The organism is Lautropia dentalis (assembly GCF_003892345.1).
Classification (GTDB): Bacteria; Pseudomonadota; Gammaproteobacteria; order Burkholderiales; family Burkholderiaceae_E; genus Lautropia; species Lautropia dentalis.
Map to the genome: position 1 here is coordinate 507,401 of NZ_RRUE01000002.1, position 19,388 is coordinate 526,788.

13 protein-coding genes are annotated in these 19,388 nt (G+C 65.3%); 8 read left to right on the forward strand and 5 right to left on the reverse strand.

Annotated features, from left to right (window positions below; translation table 11 throughout):
- Window positions 1-225: 225 nt before the first annotated feature.
- Both EHV23_RS10135 and EHV23_RS10140 read left to right on the forward strand, forming a co-directional pair.
- A complete protein-coding gene (locus EHV23_RS10135; protein ID WP_125095969.1) occupies window positions 226-1,656 on the forward strand; it encodes an alanine/glycine:cation symporter family protein in 1,431 nt (476 codons plus the stop codon).
- Between the two features lie 197 nt (window positions 1,657-1,853).
- Window positions 1,854-3,608, forward strand: a complete 1,755-nt coding sequence (locus EHV23_RS10140; protein ID WP_125095970.1) for a class I SAM-dependent methyltransferase — start codon at window positions 1,854-1,856, stop codon at window positions 3,606-3,608.
- On the opposite strand, the gene argG is transcribed toward EHV23_RS10140, so the two are convergent.
- The 5 genes from argG to EHV23_RS10165 all read right to left on the reverse strand — a co-directional run bounded on the left by argG (window position 3,595) and on the right by EHV23_RS10165 (window position 11,526).
- Entirely contained in the window at window positions 3,595-4,926 is a 1,332-nt protein-coding gene (argG, locus tag EHV23_RS10145; RefSeq protein ID WP_125095971.1) for an argininosuccinate synthase, read from the reverse strand. The genes EHV23_RS10140 and argG overlap by 14 nt on opposite strands.
- A gap of 58 nt (window positions 4,927-4,984) precedes the next feature.
- Window positions 4,985-5,581, reverse strand: coding sequence for a gamma-glutamylcyclotransferase (locus EHV23_RS10150; RefSeq protein WP_158615924.1), 597 nt, complete (start codon window positions 5,579-5,581; stop codon window positions 4,985-4,987).
- 155 nt (window positions 5,582-5,736) lie between these two features.
- Window positions 5,737-8,394 (reverse strand): DNA topoisomerase III, encoded by a 2,658-nt coding sequence (locus EHV23_RS10155; RefSeq protein WP_125095973.1) that lies wholly within the window; start codon window positions 8,392-8,394, stop codon window positions 5,737-5,739.
- A 165-nt stretch (window positions 8,395-8,559) separates the two neighbouring features.
- The gene (dprA, locus tag EHV23_RS10160) at window positions 8,560-10,101 is read right to left on the reverse strand and encodes a DNA-processing protein DprA (RefSeq protein ID WP_125095974.1); all 1,542 of its coding nucleotides are present in this window, start codon (window positions 10,099-10,101) and stop codon (window positions 8,560-8,562) included.
- Window positions 10,102-10,407: 306 nt separating this feature from the next.
- Window positions 10,408-11,526, reverse strand: coding sequence for a LysM peptidoglycan-binding domain-containing protein (locus EHV23_RS10165; RefSeq protein WP_158615925.1), 1,119 nt, complete (start codon window positions 11,524-11,526; stop codon window positions 10,408-10,410).
- Between the two features lie 141 nt (window positions 11,527-11,667).
- Between EHV23_RS10165 and def the strand changes: the two genes are divergently transcribed.
- From def to EHV23_RS10195, 6 genes are all read left to right on the forward strand, one after another.
- Window positions 11,668-12,180: a peptide deformylase gene (gene def, locus EHV23_RS10170; protein WP_125095976.1), complete on the forward strand. Its 513-nt coding sequence runs from the start codon at window positions 11,668-11,670 to the stop codon at window positions 12,178-12,180.
- Window positions 12,180-13,415 (forward strand): methionyl-tRNA formyltransferase, encoded by a 1,236-nt coding sequence (locus tag EHV23_RS10175; protein WP_125095977.1) that lies wholly within the window; start codon window positions 12,180-12,182, stop codon window positions 13,413-13,415. Before def ends, EHV23_RS10175 begins: the two co-directional genes overlap by 1 nt.
- 529 nt (window positions 13,416-13,944) lie before the next feature.
- A complete protein-coding gene (htpX, locus tag EHV23_RS10180; RefSeq protein WP_125095978.1) occupies window positions 13,945-14,802 on the forward strand; it encodes a zinc metalloprotease HtpX in 858 nt (285 codons plus the stop codon).
- The gene (locus EHV23_RS16140) at window positions 14,780-16,447 is read left to right on the forward strand and encodes a 16S rRNA (cytosine(967)-C(5))-methyltransferase (protein ID WP_125095979.1); all 1,668 of its coding nucleotides are present in this window, start codon (window positions 14,780-14,782) and stop codon (window positions 16,445-16,447) included. Before htpX ends, EHV23_RS16140 begins: the two co-directional genes overlap by 23 nt.
- 14 nt (window positions 16,448-16,461) lie before the next feature.
- Window positions 16,462-17,031 carry a DUF4390 domain-containing protein gene (locus EHV23_RS10190; RefSeq protein ID WP_125095980.1) on the forward strand — a complete coding sequence of 190 codons (570 nt, stop codon included), beginning with the start codon at window positions 16,462-16,464 and terminating at the stop codon, window positions 17,029-17,031.
- Complete coding sequence (locus tag EHV23_RS10195) at window positions 16,980-19,340, forward strand: sensor histidine kinase (RefSeq protein ID WP_125095981.1); 2,361 nt, start codon at window positions 16,980-16,982, stop codon at window positions 19,338-19,340. The genes EHV23_RS10190 and EHV23_RS10195 overlap by 52 nt, the downstream gene beginning before the upstream one ends.
- Window positions 19,341-19,388 lie beyond the last annotated feature (48 nt).

Here is a 19,388-nt window from a genome sequence, read left to right on the forward strand (position 1 = left end):
CGGGCAGCACGGGATGGATGGCAGTTTTGTCTGGAAGTCAGCTTCCGGCGGCTGTATGGTCGCTGCTGCCCGACCGGTGGCAGGGATGTGTTGTGGATTCGCCTCGTGCATCAGGCCAGGACGGACCACGGCATGCGCGCTGCCGGAATCAGGTCAATGGGCGGGGCCCTGTTCAGGGCCCTGCGGGAGAACAGTGATGTGTATTGGGCGTGAGGAGGCTTTGGCATGGATGTGATTGCAGCGAACATCACGGCAGCGATCGACGCCATCAACGACGTGGTCTGGGGCTATGTGCTGATCTACGGCCTGCTGGCGGTGGGGGCCTATTTCTCCATCCGGCTGCGCTTTCTGCAGCTTTTCAAGTTTGGCGAGTTCATCCGTTCGGTCACCCGTACGCCCGAGAAGGACAGCCATGGCATCACGCCCATCCAGGCGCTGACCACCAGTCTGGCCTCGCGGGTGGGTACGGGCAACATCGCCGGGGTGGCGGTGGCCGTGTATACGGGCGGTCCGGGTGCGCTGTTCTGGATGTGGGTGGTGGCTTTCCTTGGCATGGCCACGGCCTATGCCGAAAGTACGCTGGCCCAGCTCTACAAGGTCAGTGACCACGACGGTCTGTACCGGGGTGGTCCGGCCTTCTACATCACGCGCGGTCTCAATGCCCCCTGGGCTGGGGCGCTGTTTTCCATCATTCTGCTGGTGGTGTTCGGGCTGGTGTTCAACGCGGTGCAGGCCAATGCCATTGCCGAGTCGCTGAACGAGTCCTTCCAGCTCGACCGCATCCAGATCGGGGTGGGCGTGGCCATCCTGTCGGCACTGGTGATTTTCGGCGGTATCCGCAACATTGCCCGTGTGGCCGAGGTGGTGGTGCCGTTCATGGCGGTGGCCTATCTGGGCGTGGCGCTGTGGGTGATGGTGGCCAACATCGACAGGGTGCCGGCCGTGATCGGCCTGATCATCAAGAGCGCCTTTGGTTTCGAGCAGGCGGCCGGTGGGGTGATGGGCAGCATGGCTGCCGCCATGCTCAATGGTGTCAAGCGTGGCCTGTTCTCCAACGAGGCCGGCATGGGCTCGGCGCCCAACATCGCGGCCGTGGCCATTCCCAGCCCGCACCATCCGTCGTCGCAGGGCTTCGTGCAGGCGCTGGGGGTGTTCATCGACACCATCCTGATCTGCACGGCCACCGGCGTGATGATCCTGATGTCCGATGCGCTGCAGCCCGGCTCGGGCGTGACCGGCACGGTGCTGACGCAGCATGCCATGGCCTATCACATCGGTGACCATGGCAAGGACTTCGTGGCGCTGGCGGTGTTCTTCTTTGCGTTCACGTCGATCATCGGCAACTATTCCTACGCCGAAGGGGCGCTGACCTACCTGAAGATCGACAACAAGGTGAACCTGGTGCTGCTGCGCTCCATGGTGCTGGTGTTCATCGTCTGGGGGGCGTACGAGGCCATCACCACGGTGTTCGATGCGGCCGATGCGATGATGGGCATCATGGCGATCATCAACCTGGTGGCCATCGTGATGCTGTCCGGGCTGGTGGTGAAGCTGACCCGCGACTACTTCGAGCAGCTCAAGCACGGTGATCCACGCTTCAAACTGAGTGATTATCCGGAGCTGAAGGGCCAGATCGAGGAAGATATCTGGAAGTGATGGCCTTTTGGGGCCGATGTTGTGGTTCAGAGCGTGCGTGAACTCATTCGTCCCTGTGGTGAGTTCATGTACGCTCATGAGCCATGACAGGCTGTCTGGTGGTCAGAACAGGGCAGGCACGGTGCGTCCGCAGCCTGCCCGTTCTGTTTTCTGGGTGTCGTGTCCGTGGTGCGTGGGTGGCGTCTGGAGCGGGTGAGATGATGAACAGGAAAAACGCGGTGGATGAGGCAAGAGGCAACGCGCCAGATGCAGCGTCCGGCCCTGTGGAACGCTTTCTGGCTCTGGTGCGCGAGGCCATCGACACGCGCACGCTGCAGCGGCTGGTGCTGTCACGGCCGGCGCGGAAGATGCTGCCCCCCGGATTCGTCGATGAGGGGCCGGTACTGCAGCGGGTGCGGATCCGGCCGGTACGGCTGCGTGGCGGCGTGAAGCTGGCCTTTGGCTGGCAGTACGACACGCGCGACCAGACCGACAATCTGCCGCTGGACGAGGCGCAGGTGCGCATTGCCGGGTTGCTGGGCGACATGCGCAGTGCACTGCTGGAAACCTCGGCGCTGACGGCCGAGCTGGGCTTTGGCAAGCGTGGCACGCCGCTGTTCCGGATGAAGCGGCGCGGGGTTGCTGGTGGTGCTGGCGGCGCTGGCGGCGCTGATGGTATTGGTGGTGCTGATGGTATTGGTGGTGCTGATGGTATTGGTGGTGCTGATGGTGGTACTGGTGCTGATGGTGCCCGCGGGGAGAGCAGGGCTCATGACGCAGCCGCCAGTGGCCGTGGTGCCCGCAGCACGGGGGGCGCTGGCAGTACGAGAGGCGCTGGTGGCGGGGCTCCGATGGACAGGGAGGAAAGCACCAGCAGCGCAGAAGCTGGCAGCATCGGACGAGACGGCAGTGCTGGCGACAGCCGGGAGAACTGGCAGCAGGGCACGGGGGCGCTCACGCAGCTGCGTCGGGCGTCCCGGGCTGGCCATCTCACATCGGGCGATGACGTTCCGATGGACACGCGTCCCGGGCATGTACGATCCCTGACGGCAGAAGACGATGGCTGGGGGGCGCTCGACACCCAGAACCGGCAGCGCCGGTATCCGGTGGGCATCGACCGGCCGTTTCTGGTGGATCTGGGCCTGGTGGGCCGCAGCGGTGCGCTGGTACCGGCCATGGCGCGCAAGTGGCGGCAGATCAACAAGTTTGTCGAGATCGTGGCGCAGGCCTGGCAGCGCACGGCCCTGTGCGGGCAGGTGGGGGGCGCGGGGCAGCAGCCACTGCGCATCCGCGATTATGGGGCGGGCAAGGGCTATCTGACCTTTGCGCTGCACGACCATCTGACGCACCAGCTGGGGCTGCAGGTGGAGACGGTGGGGGTCGAGCGGCGGGCCGATCTGGTGGCGCTGTGCAACCGGCTGGCACAGAAAAATGGCATGGCCGGGCTGCGCTTCGAGAAGGGGGACATCCTGCGTGCCGGGGATGCACCGCAGGGGCTGCAGGAAGGGCAGGAAGGATTACAGGGATTGCGGGAAGACGTGCATGTCATCATTGCCCTGCATGCCTGTGACACGGCCACCGACGATGCGCTCTGGCAGGGCATTCGCCAGCAGGCGGCCATGCTGGTGTGTTCACCGTGCTGCCACCGCGAGCTGCGGCCGCAGCTGCAGGCGCCGGCACCGCTGACGGCGCTGTTGCGCCATGGCATCCATCTGGGTCTGGAGGCCGAGATGCTGACCGACGGGCTGCGTGCCCTGCTGCTGGAGACGCAGGGCTATGAGGCGCAGGTGTTCGAATTCATCAGCCCGGACGACACGGGCAAGAACCGGATGATCCTGGGCTGCCGTACCGGCCGCGCCCGGCCCGCCGCCGAGGCATGGGCCGAGATCGATGCACTGAAGGCCTTCTATGGCATCCGGCACCAGCGGCTGGATGCGCTGCTGCAGGCTTCGGACGGGCTCAGTCCTTCCTGAGCTGCGGCAGCTCGTGACCGACGCCGGCGCTGAGCAGGCCGACGCGGCTGTAGCCGGCCAGCTTGTCGCGGGTGTCGGTGATGTCGAGGTTGCGCATGGTCAGCTGGCCGATGCGGTCGGCCGGCGAGAAGACCGATTCACCTTTCTCCATGGTCAGCCGCTCGGGGTGATAGGTGAGGTTGGGTGATTCGGTGTTGAGCAGCGAGTAGTCGTTGCCGCGGCGCAGCTCCAGGGTGACTTCGCCGGTGATGGCACGGGCAACCCAGCGCTGGGCGGTTTCGCGCAGCATGATGGCCTGCGGGTCGAACCAGCGGCCCTGATAGAGCAGCCGGCCCAGGCGCAGGCCGTTGATGCGGTACTGCTCGATGGTGTCTTCGTTGTGGATGCCGGTGACCAGCCGCTCGTAGGCGATGTAGAGCAGGGCCATGCCCGGGGCCTCGTAGATGCCGCGGCTCTTGGCCTCGATGATGCGGTTCTCGATCTGGTCGCTCATGCCCAGCCCGTGACGGCCGCCGATGCGGTTGGCTTCCAGCATCAGCTCGACGGGGCTGTCGAAGGTCTGGCCGTTGAGTGCCACCGGCTGGCCCTCTTCGAAGCGGATGGTGACTTCTTCGGGCTTGATGGCGACATCTTCGCGCCAGAAGGGCACACCCATGATGGGCTGCACGATGCGGATGCCGCTGTTCAGGTATTCCAGATCCTTGGCCTCGTGGGTGGCGCCCAGCAGGTTGGAGTCGGTGGAATAGGCCTTTTCGGCCGACATTTTGTAGTCGAAGCCGGCCGCCGCCATGAAGGCCGACATTTCGGCGCGGCCGCCCAGTTCGTCGATGAACTGCTGGTCCAGCCAGGGCTTGTAGATCTTCAGCGAGGGATTGGTGAGCAGACCGTAGCGGTAGAAGCGCTCGATGTCATTGCCCTTGTACGTGCTGCCATCACCCCAGATGTTGACGTCATCTTCCTTCATCGCGGCCACCAGCATGGTGCCGGTGACGGCGCGGCCGATCGGGGTGGTGTTGAAGTAGGTCACACCCGCGGTGGAGATGTGGAAGGCACCGCACTGCAGCGCCGCAATGCCTTCGGCCACCAGCTGGGCCCGGCAGTCGATCAGGCGGGCTGCCTCGGCGCCATAGCGCAGGGCCTTGCGGGGGATCTCGTCGTAGTCGGGCTCGTCCGGCTGGCCCAGGTTGGCCGTGTAGGCGAAGGGGATGGCGCCCTTCTTGCGCATCCAGTGCAGGGCGGCGCTGGTGTCCAGGCCGCCGGAAAATGCGATGCCGACCTTCTGGCCGATCGGCAGGCTCTGAAGAATGGTGTTGCCCATGCGAATGCGCTCCACGACGCGAATGTGACGGAAGGAGACATTCTAGAGCAAGGTAATCTCAGGCCGGTGCGCAGCAGTCCTGCTGCATCTCGGCAATCAGGGCATCCAGCGCCTCGTCGCGGATGCCCCATTCGTGCAGGGCCTTCTGCGTGTTCAGCGCATAGTCACGGTTGGGGCCCTTGCAGCCGGTGCATTCACGCAGGCGGCGCAGCACCTCGGTGCGCGGGCCGGGCAGGTAGCCGTGCGGATCGTCCTGGCAGGCCACGAAGGTCAGGGCCTGAATCTGCCGGCCATCGGGCAGGGTGATGTCGGCCACGTGCGGGCAGTAGACCTCGCTGACCATTTCCCGCTGGTAGATGCGATCCATGATGGCCGCTTCCTGGCCGCTCCTGACCCGGTAGACGATGCCCTCGCAGCTGCCGCCGGCATCCAGTCCCAGCACCACGCCCGGATCATCCGGTGTACCCCGGTAGGTGTGCGAGTTGATGCAGAATGCCCGGTGATAACCATCGATGCGAACCTTGTGGCGTTCGTCGAACTCGAATTCCGGGTTCCAGATCAGTGAGCCATAGGCGAAGGCCCATTGCATGGCCAGGTATTCGGGTGGGGTGGGGGGCGCCATGTAGGCGCGCTGCTGGGTGGTGGGGCTGGTCATGACGGTTACTGCAGCAGAGGCACCAGCATGGCGCTGGGCCGGTGTCCTGGTCTGGCCGGAAGGTCGGTGTGAAGGTCCGGTCCGTTGATGTCGCCGGGCCGGATGGTGCGTGCCATTGCCGACCGGGGGCTGCCCGGCCGGCAACGGGACTGCCCTCATTCTTCAGCGGTATCTGCCGGGCTGGCGGTACCGGCTGCCTTGCGGCGGCTGGTGGCGGTCGAGCGGGTAGCCGTCTTGCGGGCTGTTGCTTTGGCCGCAGTGCCGGTCTTGCGGGTCGTGGCGCGTGTGGTGCGCTTTTTGGGGGTGTCGGCACCGTCGCTGCCCGATGCGCCTTCGCCTTCACCGCTGGCTGCGGCCTTCGTCGCCTTGCCCTTGGCATTGTCGAACTCGAAGCCGATCTTGCCGCTGGGCTCGCGCACCAGGAATGCCTTGAACTTGCGCCGGGTGCGTGACGAGACGAAGCCGGTCAGCAGTTCGGTACGACCCTCGGTGAGCAGCTTGTGCATCTGCGCCGGCTCGATGGGCTGCTGGAGGATTTCGCGGCCCGAGCGGAAGTCGCAGCTCTTGTTGGGGCCGACGGCGTGGCTGCACACATAGTGCATGCCGTGGGTGTAGACCGGGTTCTGGCATTTGGGGCAGGGGCCCAGTGCTTCCTGGCCGCTGAAGTCCACCGGCTCCAGATTCTCGTCGTTCTCGTCGTTCTGGCCGAAGTCGAATTCCAGCTTGTTCTCGGGCGTGATCTTGAGAATGGCCGAGAAGGGCCGGCCCATCTTGCTGCGAAAGCCCGTGAGTGGCCCGATCACCTTGTCCTTCAGCAGGGTTTCCACTTCGGGAATCTCGAACTGGCGGCCGCCCGGAATCTTGGTGATGGAAAACTCGCACTGCGTGCAGGCAAAGCGTTTGTAGTTTTCCTTGATGACGCCGCCGCAGGCCGGGCAGGGGGTCTGGAGCACGGCATAGTCGCCCGGTACGGTGTCGGCCTCGAAGTTGCGGGCCTTGTCGACGATGTCGCGCGTCATGCCGGCAATGTCCGACATGAAGACCTTGCGGTCCATGGCTCCCTTTTCGAGCTGGCTGAGCTTGTATTCCCATTCGCCGGTGAGTTCCGGCATGCTCAGCGCCGCCACGCCCAGCCCGCGCAGCAGCGTGAGCAGCTGGAAGGCCTTGGCGGTGGGGATCAGCTCGCGGTCTTCGCGCAGCAGGTAGCGTTCGGTGATTAGCCCCTCGATGATGGCGGCGCGGGTGGCTGGTGTGCCCAGGCCCTTGCCGGCCATGGCTTCGCGCAGCTCGTCGTCATCGACCAGCTTGCCGGCGCCTTCCATGGCCGAGAGCAGCGTGGCCTCGGTGTAGCGCGCGGGCGGACGGGTCTGTTTGGCCAGCAGGTCGATTTCGTCGGTCTGGACGGTCTCGTTGGGCTGCACCGGTACCAGGTTGCCGTCACCGCCACTGCTGTCACGGCCGTAGATGGCCAGCCAGCCGGGGTTGACCAGCACGCGGCCCTCGGTCTTGAACGGATGGCCGGCCACCGTGGTGATGCGGGTGGTGACCAGATACTCGGCCGCCGGGTAGAACACCGCCATGAAGCGGCGCACGACCAGATCGTAGATGCGCTGCTCGGCATCCGACAGGTTGCGGGGCGCCTGCAGCGTGGGGATGATGGCGAAGTGGTCGGAAATCTTGCTGTTGTCGAACACCCGCTTGTTGGGCTTGACCCAGTCCTTCTCCAGAATGGTGCGGGCAAATTCGCCATGGATGCCCGAGTCGGAGAGCTGCCCGAGTGTCTGGCGCACGGTGCCCAGATAGTCTTCGGGAAGCGCCCGGGAGTCGGTACGCGGGTAGGTCAGCACCTTGTGCCGCTCGTACAGGGCCTGCGCCAGCGCCAGCGTGGTCTTGGCCGAAAAGCCGAAGCGGCCGTTGGCCTCGCGCTGCAGCGTGGTCAGGTCGAAGAGCGCCGGGGCGATCTGTGTGGACGGTTTGGATTCTTCGGTGACGGTGCCGGGCTGGCCCTCGCAGGCCGCCACGATGGCCTCGGCATCTGCCTTCGTCCAGAAGCGGTCGGCCTTGTGCTCGGGGTCGTCACTCTTCTTGAAGTTGCGGTCGAACCACTTGCCTTCGTACTGGCCGGCCTTTGCGCCGAAGGTGGCCTTGACCTCGAAGTAGTCGCGCGGCACGAAGCGGCGGATCTTTTCCTCGCGTTCGACCACCACGGCCAGCGTGGGGGTCTGCACCCGGCCGACGGTGGTGAGGTAGAAGCCGCCATCGCGCGAGTTGAAGGCCGTCATGGCGCGGGTGCCGTTGATGCCGACCAGCCAGTCGGCCTCGGCGCGGCTGCGCGCCGCATCGGCCAGGCCGTTCATCTCGTCGCCGGCACGCAGGTGGGCAAAGCCCTCGCGAATGGCGCTGGGCGTCATGGACTGCAGCCACAGCCGCTGGATGGGCTGTTTGGCTTTGGCGTACTGCGCGATCAGCCGGAAAATCAGCTCACCCTCGCGCCCCGCGTCGCAGGCGTTGATCAGGCTGGTCACGTCCTTGCGGCGGATCAGCTTGCCCAGCAGCGAAAGCCGGTCCTTCGTCTTTTCGATGGGCTTCAGATCGAAGTGCGGCGGGATGACCGGCAGGTGCGTGAATGACCACTTGCCCCGTTTGACATCGTATTGCTCGGGCGCAGCAATCTCCACCAGGTGGCCCACGGCGGAGCTGAGCACGTAGTCGTCATTTTCGAAGTAGTCGCCGTGACGAACGAAACCCCCCAGCGCCCGCGCGATGTCGGCGGCGACGGAAGGTTTCTCGGCAATGATCAAAGCTTTACTCATGGCGCGCCATAGTAAGAGCGCGAGTGCGTTTCAGGCAAGCGGTGGTTTTTCCCAAGGGGGAGCGAGTCCGGAGGAGTCCCCATCTGCCCCCCATGTTCAGCCGGAATATCCGGCCTGGAAAGACACACCGCAGCCCGGGGTTTCCCGCGCCGGGGTGGGACAGCGTCAGATGCGCTGCCAGCGTCCATCGACATGGCGTCCGATCTGGCCGCCAAGTTCCAGCAGCTGGATGGTAATCAGGATACGCTCGATCGGCCAACCCAGCCGGCTGGCCAGTTCTTCGGCCGACAGGGGGGCGCCCGTCAGGGCCGCGAGGATCTGGCTGGCGGGGTCAGCGGGGGCTGGGATGGCATCAGGTGCGTTCAGTGCGTTGGCTGCGTTCCTTGCATGCCTGTTCAGCGGGGGGTTCTGTTTGCGTGCAGAGGAAGCGGGTTCATCCGGGGTGTTCCGGCTTTCCGTTCCATTCGGTGTATCCGGGCCGGCATGGTCATCCTGTCTGGCTGGTTCATCCGGGCTGCCTGTTTCATCGGGACGGTCCCGTGTGGCTGGTCCCTGGCCTGGATCGTCGTTTCGGGGATCATCGCTCCCGTGCCTGGCCTCCCGCTCATTCGCTTCGTCCTGCCCGGCCAGTTCATCCAGCCCAGCCTGGCCGTTTTCCGTACGGCCAATGATCTCCTGCCAGTCCCGCCAGCCCGAGGCGCGGCGGGCCGTGTGCTGGCGGGCGCGCAGCCGGCCGGCCGTCAGTGTGCCCGGGGCGCCGGGGGGCAGGGCCATGCCCAGGGTGGTCAGGATGTCGTCCACGGTTTCCACGAGGCTGGCACCATCGCGGATCAGGTGGTGACAGCCGTGCGAGAGGGGATTGTGGATCGAACCGGGCACGGCCATTACGTCGCGCCCCAGCTCGGCGGCCAGACGGGCGGTGATCAGCGAACCACTGCGCAGGGCAGCCTCCACCACCAGGGTACCGCGCGAGAGTGCGGCGATCATCCGGTTGCGGCGCGGAAAATTGCCGCGCGTGGGGGCGCTGCCCAGTGGCTGTTCGCTGAGGATCAGCCCCTGCTGGGCAATGATGCGGGTGGCCAGCATCCGGTGGTGGGCCGGGTAGATGTGGTCGATGCCCGCCCCCAGCACGGCAATGGTGCTGGGCTGGCCCACGGCGGCGCCATCCAGCGCACCCACATGGGAGGCCGCGTCGATGCCTTCGGCCAGCCCGCTGGTCACCACCAGTCCGCGGCGGGTCAGGGCCTGGGCAAAGGCATGGGCGTTGTGCAGGCCGTCGTGGCTGGCGCGGCGGCTGCCGATCAGTGCCACCGCATCCGGCACCAGAGCCTCCAGCGAACCACGGGCGTAGACGAGCAGCGGCGGATCGGGCAGGTCGAGCAGGGCGCGGGGATAGCGCGGATCGTCCAGCGTCAGGATGTGATGGTCGTCGTCGGCGTGCAGCCAGGCGAGTGTACGGATGATGGCGGCATCGCGCTGCGGATCATCGGCCAGCAGGGCGCGGGAAACCTTTTCCTGGTTCAGCTGCCGCTGCAGCTGGCGGTAGGTGGCGTCGAAGATCGCTTCGGGCGAGCCGAAGCGGCGCAGCAGGAGCTGGCCGGTCACGGCGCCCACACCGGGGGTGAGCACCAGTTTCAGCCAGGTGCCAAGGGCTTCATCGTCCAGCGTGGCGCCGGATTTTTCTTCGGGAATGTCCGCAGTCTTCATGGTGGCAGGATGCAGGCGGCTGGCCACCCGTGCACGGGATGTGCAGGGTGCGCAGCCGATGCCGCATCTTGCCGGGGCAGAAACCTGCTGGCGTGGTGAAAACCGGCACAATGTCCATCTGGCCTAGGCCAGATGGATGTAGCAGCCATGAGGCTGGCCGTTCTGCCATCCGCCAGGCCGGGGCAGATGATCTCCGGCGGGGCCAGGACGCCTTCCTGTGTCCAACGCGCTTGCTGACGCTTTCGGAGGCGCCATGGAACGCGGCCTGGTCCGCCAGTCATGCCTGCTTCAGGGACTGCCGGCCCTTCAGGGGTTGGTCACGATATCGCCCACCGTGATCGGGGCAGTGGCATCCACCACCAGACCATAGGCGATGTTGCCGAAGGTGCGGAACACCAGCAGCTGGCCCACGTCCTCATTGGGCAGACGCACCATCTGCTTGCTCACGCGATCCTTCACCGTACGGCCGGCGTGCTCGATCTTCAGCACATGGCCGTTGGCCAGACCGTTCTTCGAACCCAGGTTGATGGCCACCACGCTGTTGCGGCCCACCATGGTCACGCCATGGTAGATCGACACGATACGGCCATCCAGGTTGTCCACTTCCGGTGCGCGCGGTACGAAGTTCACGTCCTGGTCGATTTCGGCCGGCACCAGACGGTCACCGTCGGTGATCTCTTCGGCCACTTTGGTGATGGCCAGCGTGCCCGGGTCGCCGGTGCGCACCAGATCACCCGAGCCCAGATAGGTGGCCTCGTAGGCCAGTACCTTGCGGGTCACCGGATCGACCAGCGGTTTGGCCGGACGGTAGATGTGCCAGCCGCGGGTCGGATTGTCCTTTCCAATGCCGCGCACATACACCTTGTCGCCATTGCCCACGTTGACGCGGCCATCCTGCTGCGGGGCCACGATGTAGGGCGAGCTTTGCAGGCCATGCTCATCGACGATCAGCGGCCGGTTGATGAAGGCCTGGATGGACGACAGCGAGATGCTCGGAATGGCGGCCGCGTCCAGCTGGGTGGCGCGCACCGTCGGTTCCAGGTGGCTGATACCCTTGCCGTTCAGGCCCCGGCCGTTCATGCCGTCGGCACTGCCACCGACGCTGCGGCCCAGGCGCAGGCGCGGCGTGGCGCCCGACCGATCCAGATATACAATGTCGCCCGGATAGATCAGATGCGGGTTCCTGATTTCGGCCTTGTTCAGTTGCCAGATCTCGGGCCACCGCCAGGGTTCCTTCAGAAAAAGTCCGGCAATGCCCCACAGCGTATCGCCCTTCACCACCACGTGGCGGTCAGGGGCGTCGGCAGCCAGCTGGATTTCATCGTGACGGGGTTGGGCAACGCTGGTCATCGGCATCACGGCGCCGGTGGCGAGGGCAATGCTCAGGCTCAGCGTGGTCAGGGCCCGGGTGCTAAACTTTTTCATCGACATGGTCGGTCCTTGGAGTCGTCTACGCACGCCCCACTTCCAGTGGCAATGCGTGCCGACTTGACGTGCAAAAGCAATTCTTTCTGACGGCATCCTGGCGCGGCAATGGGCGACAGGTTCAGTGGTGGATAGTGTCCGATGGCTGTTCTAGACATACTCAAGTATCCTGACGCCCGGTTGCATCGGGTCGCCGAGCGGGTCCCGGTTGTGGACGACAGAATCCGCAGGCTCGTGGCCGACATGGCCGAGACGATGTACAAGGCGCCCGGCATCGGGCTGGCGGCCACGCAGGTCAATGTGCACGAACGTGTCGTCGTCATCGACGTGACCGAAGAGAAGAACGAGCTGCGGGTGTTCATCAACCCCGAAATCATCAGAAAGAGCGACACGCTGCAGTCCTACGAGGAAGGCTGTCTGTCCATCCCCGGCATCTACGACAAGGTGGAGCGGCCCGACGCCGTCACCGTCACGGCGCTGGATCTGGACGGCAAGCCCTTCACCATCGATACCGATGGTCTGCTGGCCGTGTGCATCCAGCACGAGATCGACCATCTGGATGGCATCCTGTTCATCCAGCATCTGTCGCGGCTCAAGCAGAACCGCATCAAGCAGAAGATCGCCAAGATGGCGAAGGAACGGGAAGCGGGCTGATGCGGGTCGTCTTTGCCGGCACGCCGGTCTTCGCCGCCAGGGCGCTCGAAGCGCTGCTGGCCTCGCGTCATGAGGTGGTGGCCGTGCTCAGCCAGCCCGACCGTCCGTCCGGACGCGGCCAGAAACTGGTGGCTTCGCCGGTCAAGCAGGTGGCCGTGGCGGCCGGGTTGCCCGTGTACCAGCCGCACACGCTTCGGGTACGGCCGGCGCCGCAGACTGCCGGCCCGACAACGGTGGCCGACCAGCGTGAAGGCCTGAATGGTGCGGGTTCGCATGTCCGGAACGCCGGTGCTGCCCGGGCCACCGCAGCCGGTCAGGGTCATGCTGCCCCAGAGACGGACGAACAGTGCCGGCTGCGCGAGGCCCGCAACCAGGAAGCGCTCGACACCCACGCCGCACTGCGGGCCCTGAACCCGGACGTGATGGTGGTGGCTGCCTATGGCCTGCTGCTGCCTCAGACCACGCTGGACCTGCCCCGGTTCGGCTGCCTGAACATCCATGCCTCGCTGCTGCCACGCTGGCGGGGGGCAGCCCCCATCCAGCGGGCCATCGAGGCGGGCGATGCCGAAACCGGCGTGGGCATCATGCAGATGGAAGCCGGGCTGGATACCGGCCCGGTGGGGCTGGAACGTCGTACGCTCATCAGCGCCACCGATACGGCCGCCACCCTGCACGACCGGCTGGCCGGCATGGGGGCCGAGGCCATCGTGGCAGCCCTCGATGCGCTGGCGGCAGGTACGCTCGGCTTCACCCCGCAGGCCGCGGAAGGTGTCACCTACGCCGCCAAGATCGAGAAGGCGCAGCTGCGGGTGGACTGGACCCGGCCCGCGCACGAGGTTGCCTGCCACATCCGTGCCTTCGACCCGCCGGGGGCCACCACCCGGCTGGAAGGGGCGGAAGACCCCGCGGCGCAGCTGCGGGTGTTCGATCCGGTGGTGCTGGATGAAGAAACCTCCAACGCCCTGCAGAGGGCTCATGGTCAGATGCCTCACGATCATTCTGCGGCTGACGGCAGGAAGGTTTCGCAGGTGGGCGACGCCTTTCCAGCCTCCGTGCTACCCGGCACCATCCTGCAGGCGGGGGCAGCAGGGGTTGACGTGACCTGCGGCGATGGTCGCGTGCTTCGCCTGCAGGCCCTGCAGCGTCCGGGCGGACGCCGCCAGCCGGCCGACGTGTTTCTGCGCGGCCATCCGCTGCCGGCTGGAGCGCGCTTCACGAGCGAGTCCGGGGACTGATCCGGTTTTTGCAGCGATAGAAAGCGCTCGCCGGGCCGTATACGCCTGCCGTATGGATCTGCGCAGGCGCATTTGCTCCTTTCTCCATCAGGGCGATCCTCTCTACACTGTCTCAGCCGGCCATGGGTCGGGGTGGTGCAGGCTCATTTCGGATGGTCTGGTGGAGGAGTGACCTCTTCGCCTGACGCTGCCCTGGGTCGGCTGTCAACCATCATCGCCCACCAGACGTTTTCTGCTGGCAAAGATGCTGGAATGCCCTTGAAATGCCGGTAAATACCCCGATCTGACGGATATCTGCCGCAGAACAGTGCAGACGAACCGTCTATCCGAACGCCAGCAGGGCCTGCTGCGGGTCTTGCTGGTTTCTGGTGGTCCTGACGGGGCATCGCACTGTGGGATATCCCCATGAAAGCCAGCCCCGGTATCGGCAGATTTCCATTCGTCCGCCCTTCGGGTTTCCCCATTCTCCCTGCCGCCACGTGACGGCAGGCTTTCCACAGACAGAACGCCCTTCATCCCAAGGAAACGCATGTTCAACTGGATCAAGACATTTGCCCTGATGGCCGCCATCACCGCGCTCTTCGGTGTCATCGGGGCCTCCATCGGGGGCAGGAACGGCATGATCATGGCGCTGGGCTTTGCCGTGGTCTCCAACTTCTTCGCCTACTGGTTTTCCGACAAAATGGTGCTGAAGATGTACAACGCCCGCGAGGTGGATGCATCGTCGGCCCCCCAGTTCTATCAGGCCGTGCAGGAGCTGGCCCAGAAGGCCGAACTCCCCATGCCGCGCGTCTATCTCATCGATGAAGACGCGCCCAACGCCTTCGCCACCGGCCGCAATCCGCAGAACGCCGCCGTGGCGGCCACCACCGGCCTGCTGCGCCTGCTCAATGCCCGCGAAGTGCGTGGCGTGATGGCGCACGAGCTGGCCCACGTCAAGCATCGCGACATTCTCATCTCCACCATCTCCGCCACCATGGCGGGTGCCATCTCGGCCCTGGCCAACTTTGCCATGTTCTTCGGCGGGCGTGATGAGGAAGGCCGTCCGGCCAACCCCATCGCCTCCATCGCCATGGCCCTTCTGGCGCCGCTGGCCGCCTCGCTCATCCAGATGGCCATCTCGCGTGCCCGCGAGTTCGAGGCCGACCGGCTGGGGGCCGAGATCAGCGGTGATCCGAAGGCACTGGCCAGCGCGCTCGAGCGCATCCAGCACTATGCCAGCGGCATTCCATTGCATACTACGGAAGCCCACCCCGAAACGGCGCAGATGATGATCATGAACCCGTTGTCGGGCGGCAATCTGGCCAACCTCTTTTCCACGCACCCCAGTACCGAAGAACGGGTACGCCGGCTGCTGTCGATGCATGTCAACGGACAAGTCGCCTGACCAGGCAGCCCCAGCGGCTGCCACCCCCATCAGTCGCCCGCGGGGCGGCCTGCGGCCTGCCGCACGGTTCCAGAAATCGCCCTCGTCAAAACAGCGGGATGTTCGTCCGGGCAGTACCGTCCTGCGGGCGGCGCTGGCCGATGAACTGGTTGCTGCGGCGCTGGCGCTGCGCGACATGCTCGAAGGCGCCCATCTCGACGAGGCCATCGATCACTACACGCACGAGATGCCCGTGGCCTCGGCCCGGGCCGTGCGCAACATGGCCTACGATGCCACCCGGCAGTACGGCCTGCTTTCCCATATAGGCGGTCAGCTCAACCGCAAGCCGCCGGTGCCGCTGCTCGGTGCCCTGCAGGCCCTGGGCGTGGCCCAGCTCATCGATGCCCGCCGGCCGGTTCCGGTCATCATCGACCAGACCGTACGGGCTGTGAACCAGCTACCCGAAGGCGTGGCCTATCCGGCGGCAGCCGGCTTCATGAACGCCACGCTGCGCCGCTTCGTGCGCGAACGTGACGCGCTGATCCCCCCGAATCTGCCTGATGAGGCCCGCTACAACCATCCGGGCTGGTGGGTGACCCGTGTGCGCCAGGTCTGGCCCGGCCAGTGGGAAGCCATTCTGGCCGCTTCGCTCGACCGTGCCCCCCTCAGCCTGCGGGCCAACCGCCGGCTGGGTGGACAGGATGAAGCCGCCCGCCGGCTGGAGGCAGCCGGCATCGGTTTCCGGCGCATGGGGGTGGACGGGCTGGTGCTGGAGCAGCCCATGCCGGTGGAACATATCCCGGGCTTTGCCGAAGGGCTGGTGAGCGTGCAGGACCTGGGGGCCCAGTGCGCCGCCCAGCTGCTCGATCCACAACCCGGTGAGCGGATTCTCGACGCCTGCGCGGCACCCGGCGGAAAGACGGCCCACCTGCTCGAAATGGCCGACTGCGAGGTCTGGGCGCTGGACATCGACCCAGGTCGTGCATCGATAATCATGAATAATCTGCAGCGCAGCCGGCTGCCGCTGCTGCCCCAGAGTGGTCAGACGCTGCCCCGGGGGAACGGTGGTACGGTTGATGCGGAGCCCGCCACCACCGTGCGTGCAGCATTCGGTACCGATGCCACGATGGCCGCTTCTGACCGGGCGGCCGGACAGGGGCACTGGCCGGTGGCCGCCGATGTGCCCGATACCGATGACCCGGCCCAACCTGCCGTCACCCCCGCCGTGCACTGGGGTGCCCGTGTCATGGCGGCCGATGCTGCCGACCCCGACAGCTGGTGGGATGGCCAGCGCTTCGACCGCATCCTGCTGGATGCCCCCTGCAGTGCCTCCGGCATCGTCCGGCGCCATCCGGATGTGCTCTGGCACCGCCAGCGTCGCGATATTGCGACATTTTCGGGAACTCAGGCACGACTGATCGAGAAGCTTTGGCCGCTTCTGCGTCCGGGTGGTACATTGCTTTATGCAACCTGCTCCATTTTTCCCGAGGAGGGAGAGGCGGTTGTCTCGGCATTCGTTTCGAAACACCCGGATTGTCAATGGCAGCGTGACGTACGCCTGACCGGCTGGCCGGGCTGGCCCCGAAATGGCCAGCTGCTGCCCACCCGTGACGACCGGCATGAACATGATGGTTTCTTCTACGCGCTTTTGAGCAGGCATCGGTGAACAGGCGTCGGGCAATGGGGACGCTGGCAGGTGCGGCGTTGCTGTTGCAAGGCACCCCCGCCCTGGCTGGCGAATCGATGCAGGTGAAGACCCTCCAACTCGATCTTTCACCTGATGATGGCGCTGTGCTGCTGTCGGCGCAGTTTGCCCTCGACCTCAGCGCGGCCCTGAAAGATGCCGTATCGCGCGGTCTGCCGCTGCACTTCATCGTCGAATACGAAATCTCCCGGCCACGCCTGTTCTGGTTCGACGACCAGACCACGAAAGGACACCGCGAATGGCGGCTGTCCTATCATGCCCTGACGCGGCAGTACCGGCTGGGCTCCGCCACCAGCAGCGATGGCTACACCACGCTGGATGAAGCCATCGCCCCCATGATGAGCGTGCGCGACTGGCCTGTCGCCACCATCGAACAGTTCGTTCCCGAGACGGAATACATCCTGCGTGTCCGGATGCGGCTGGACCAGGCCCGCCTGCCCAAGCCCTTCCAGATCACCGCGCTGACCGATTCCGACTGGAATCCCCAATCCGAATGGAAAGGCCTGACCTTCGTCGTACCGACCCAACCGACACCCGCTCCGTAAGCCGGGTTCTGCGGCTGGCGCTGGTGCTGTCGGTGGCCTTTGCCGCCGTGCTGCTCTCGTTGCTGGCGCTGGCCAGCAGCAACAACAACATGTTCCAGCAGCACTATGGTCTGCTGCTGTGGCTCAACATCGGTGTGGCCGTGGCGCTGGCCGTGCTGGCCGTCGAACTGGCGCGGCGCCTGGCGCAGCGCTTCCGGCAGGGGCTGTTCGGCACGCGACTGATGACGCGGCTGGCCGCCGCCTTCGTGCTGATGACCGTCATTCCGGTCACGCTCATCTACCTCATCGCCATCCAGTTTCTCGAACGTTCCATCGAGTCGTGGTTCGATGTGCCCATGGAACGGGCGCTCGATTCCGGTCTCAGCCTGGGCCGGGCCACACTCGATTCGATGCTGCTCGACGTGGTGTCCAAGGGCCGCCTGGCCGCCTCCGATCTCAATGGTCTGACGGCGCTCAAACAGGCCGAAAACCTCGACTGGGTGCGCGAACGCTTTGGCATCAGCGAGGCCGTCATTCTCGGGGGCAATGGCCGCATCATCCAGAGCAGCGGGGGGCGCTATGCCACCCTCATTCCCGACATGCCCTCGCCCACCGTGCTGCGGCAGGCGCGACTGGCCCACCATTACGCCGCCATCGAGGGCAGCGACCTGCGTGAGGAAGAGGGAGATGGCACAGGCACCGTGACCATTCCCTCGCTGCGCATGCGGGTGATGGTGCCCATCGTGGCCACCGACGTACGGGAAGAGGTCCGTTTCCTGCAGTTCGTCCAGCCCGTGCCCAGCGCGTTGGCCCGCAATGCCGAAGCCGTGCAGGGCGGTTTTCGTGATTATCAGGAACTGTCGCTGTCCCGGCGGGGCCTCAAGCGCATCTTCCGGGTGACGCTGACCGTCACGTTGCTGCTCACCGTGTTCTCGGCCATTGCGGCTGCCTTCCTGCTGGCCGGCTGGATGACGGGGCCGCTGTCGATGCTCGAAGCCGGCACACGCGCCGTGGCCGAGGGCGATTTCCGCCCCGTGAAGGACTACATCGGCCGGGACGAGCTGGGCGCGCTCACCCAGTCCTTCAACGCCATGATCCGCCAGCTCGAAGAGGCCCGCAGCCAGGTGGTGCGCACCCGCCTCGGGCTGGAACAGGCCAATGCCCGGCTGGCCAGCGTGCTGGCCAACCTCAGTGCCGGTGTCATCGTGTTCGACCGGGGTTTTCGCGTCACCATGGCCAATCATGGTGCCGAAAAGATTCTCGGCATCGAGGTGGGGCAGGCCCTGGGACAGCAGCTCTCGGCCATGGGGGGGCTGGGCGAATTCGAGGCCGACATCGCCCGGGCCTTCGGCGAGGCGCTCGACAGCGACTCCCGCACCTGGCAGCGCCAGATCGTCATGGGTGCCGAACCGGAGTCCGGTCAGGTCGAGCGCAGCAGTCGCGGCAAGACCCTGCTGGTGCGTGGTGCCCTGCTGCCCGAGGTCGATGGCGATCACGTGTTGGTTATCGACGACATTACCGATGTCGTTTCGGCGCAACGCTCGATTGCGTGGGGCGAGGTGGCACGGCGCCTGGCGCACGAGATCAAGAATCCCCTCACGCCCATCCGGCTGGCGGCCGAACGCCTGCAGCTCAAGCTGGAAGGATCGCTGGCCGGGGGGGAGAAAGATCTGCTGGTGCGCAACACCCGCAACATCGTCACCCAGGTCGATGCCCTGCGGGTGATGATCGACGAGTTCCGCGACTACGCCCGCCTGCCTGCCGCCCGGCTGGAACCGCTCGACCTCAACGAGCTGCTCACCGAGGTGCTGGGCTTCTACACCGATATGGACCACACCCTGCGGGTTGTGTCGAAGTTGAGCCCAGATATCCCCCAGATCATGGGAGATCAGGGCCAATTGCGGCAGGTTTTCCATAACCTGCTCAAGAATGCCAGCGAGGCCACCGAGAAACAGCCGTCGCGGATCATCGAGGTCAGTACCGACTTGTTACACAGTGCAGCCGGTCAGATCAGCGGCGTGCGGCTGGGAGTAAGGGATAATGGACCCGGTTTTCCCCCCGGACTGCTGTCCCGGGTGTTCGAGCCCTATGTCAGTCAGAAAGCGAAGGGCACCGGGCTCGGGTTGGCCATCGTCAAGAAAATCGTCCAGGAACATGGCGGCACGATCGAGGTGGGCAACCACCAGGACCAGAACTTGTCGCATAATGACAACATCGCCGCTTTGCCTGCCTCTGATACAGAACAGTCTGTTTCAGGTGCTTACATACATATTGCTTTTGCGAAATTAGTAAAAAAGGCAGACAATTTTGGAGATGCACAAACAACATAACATCCGTCAGCCGGCCAGTGCACTGTGTACTGGTTCCCTCACGGTTCT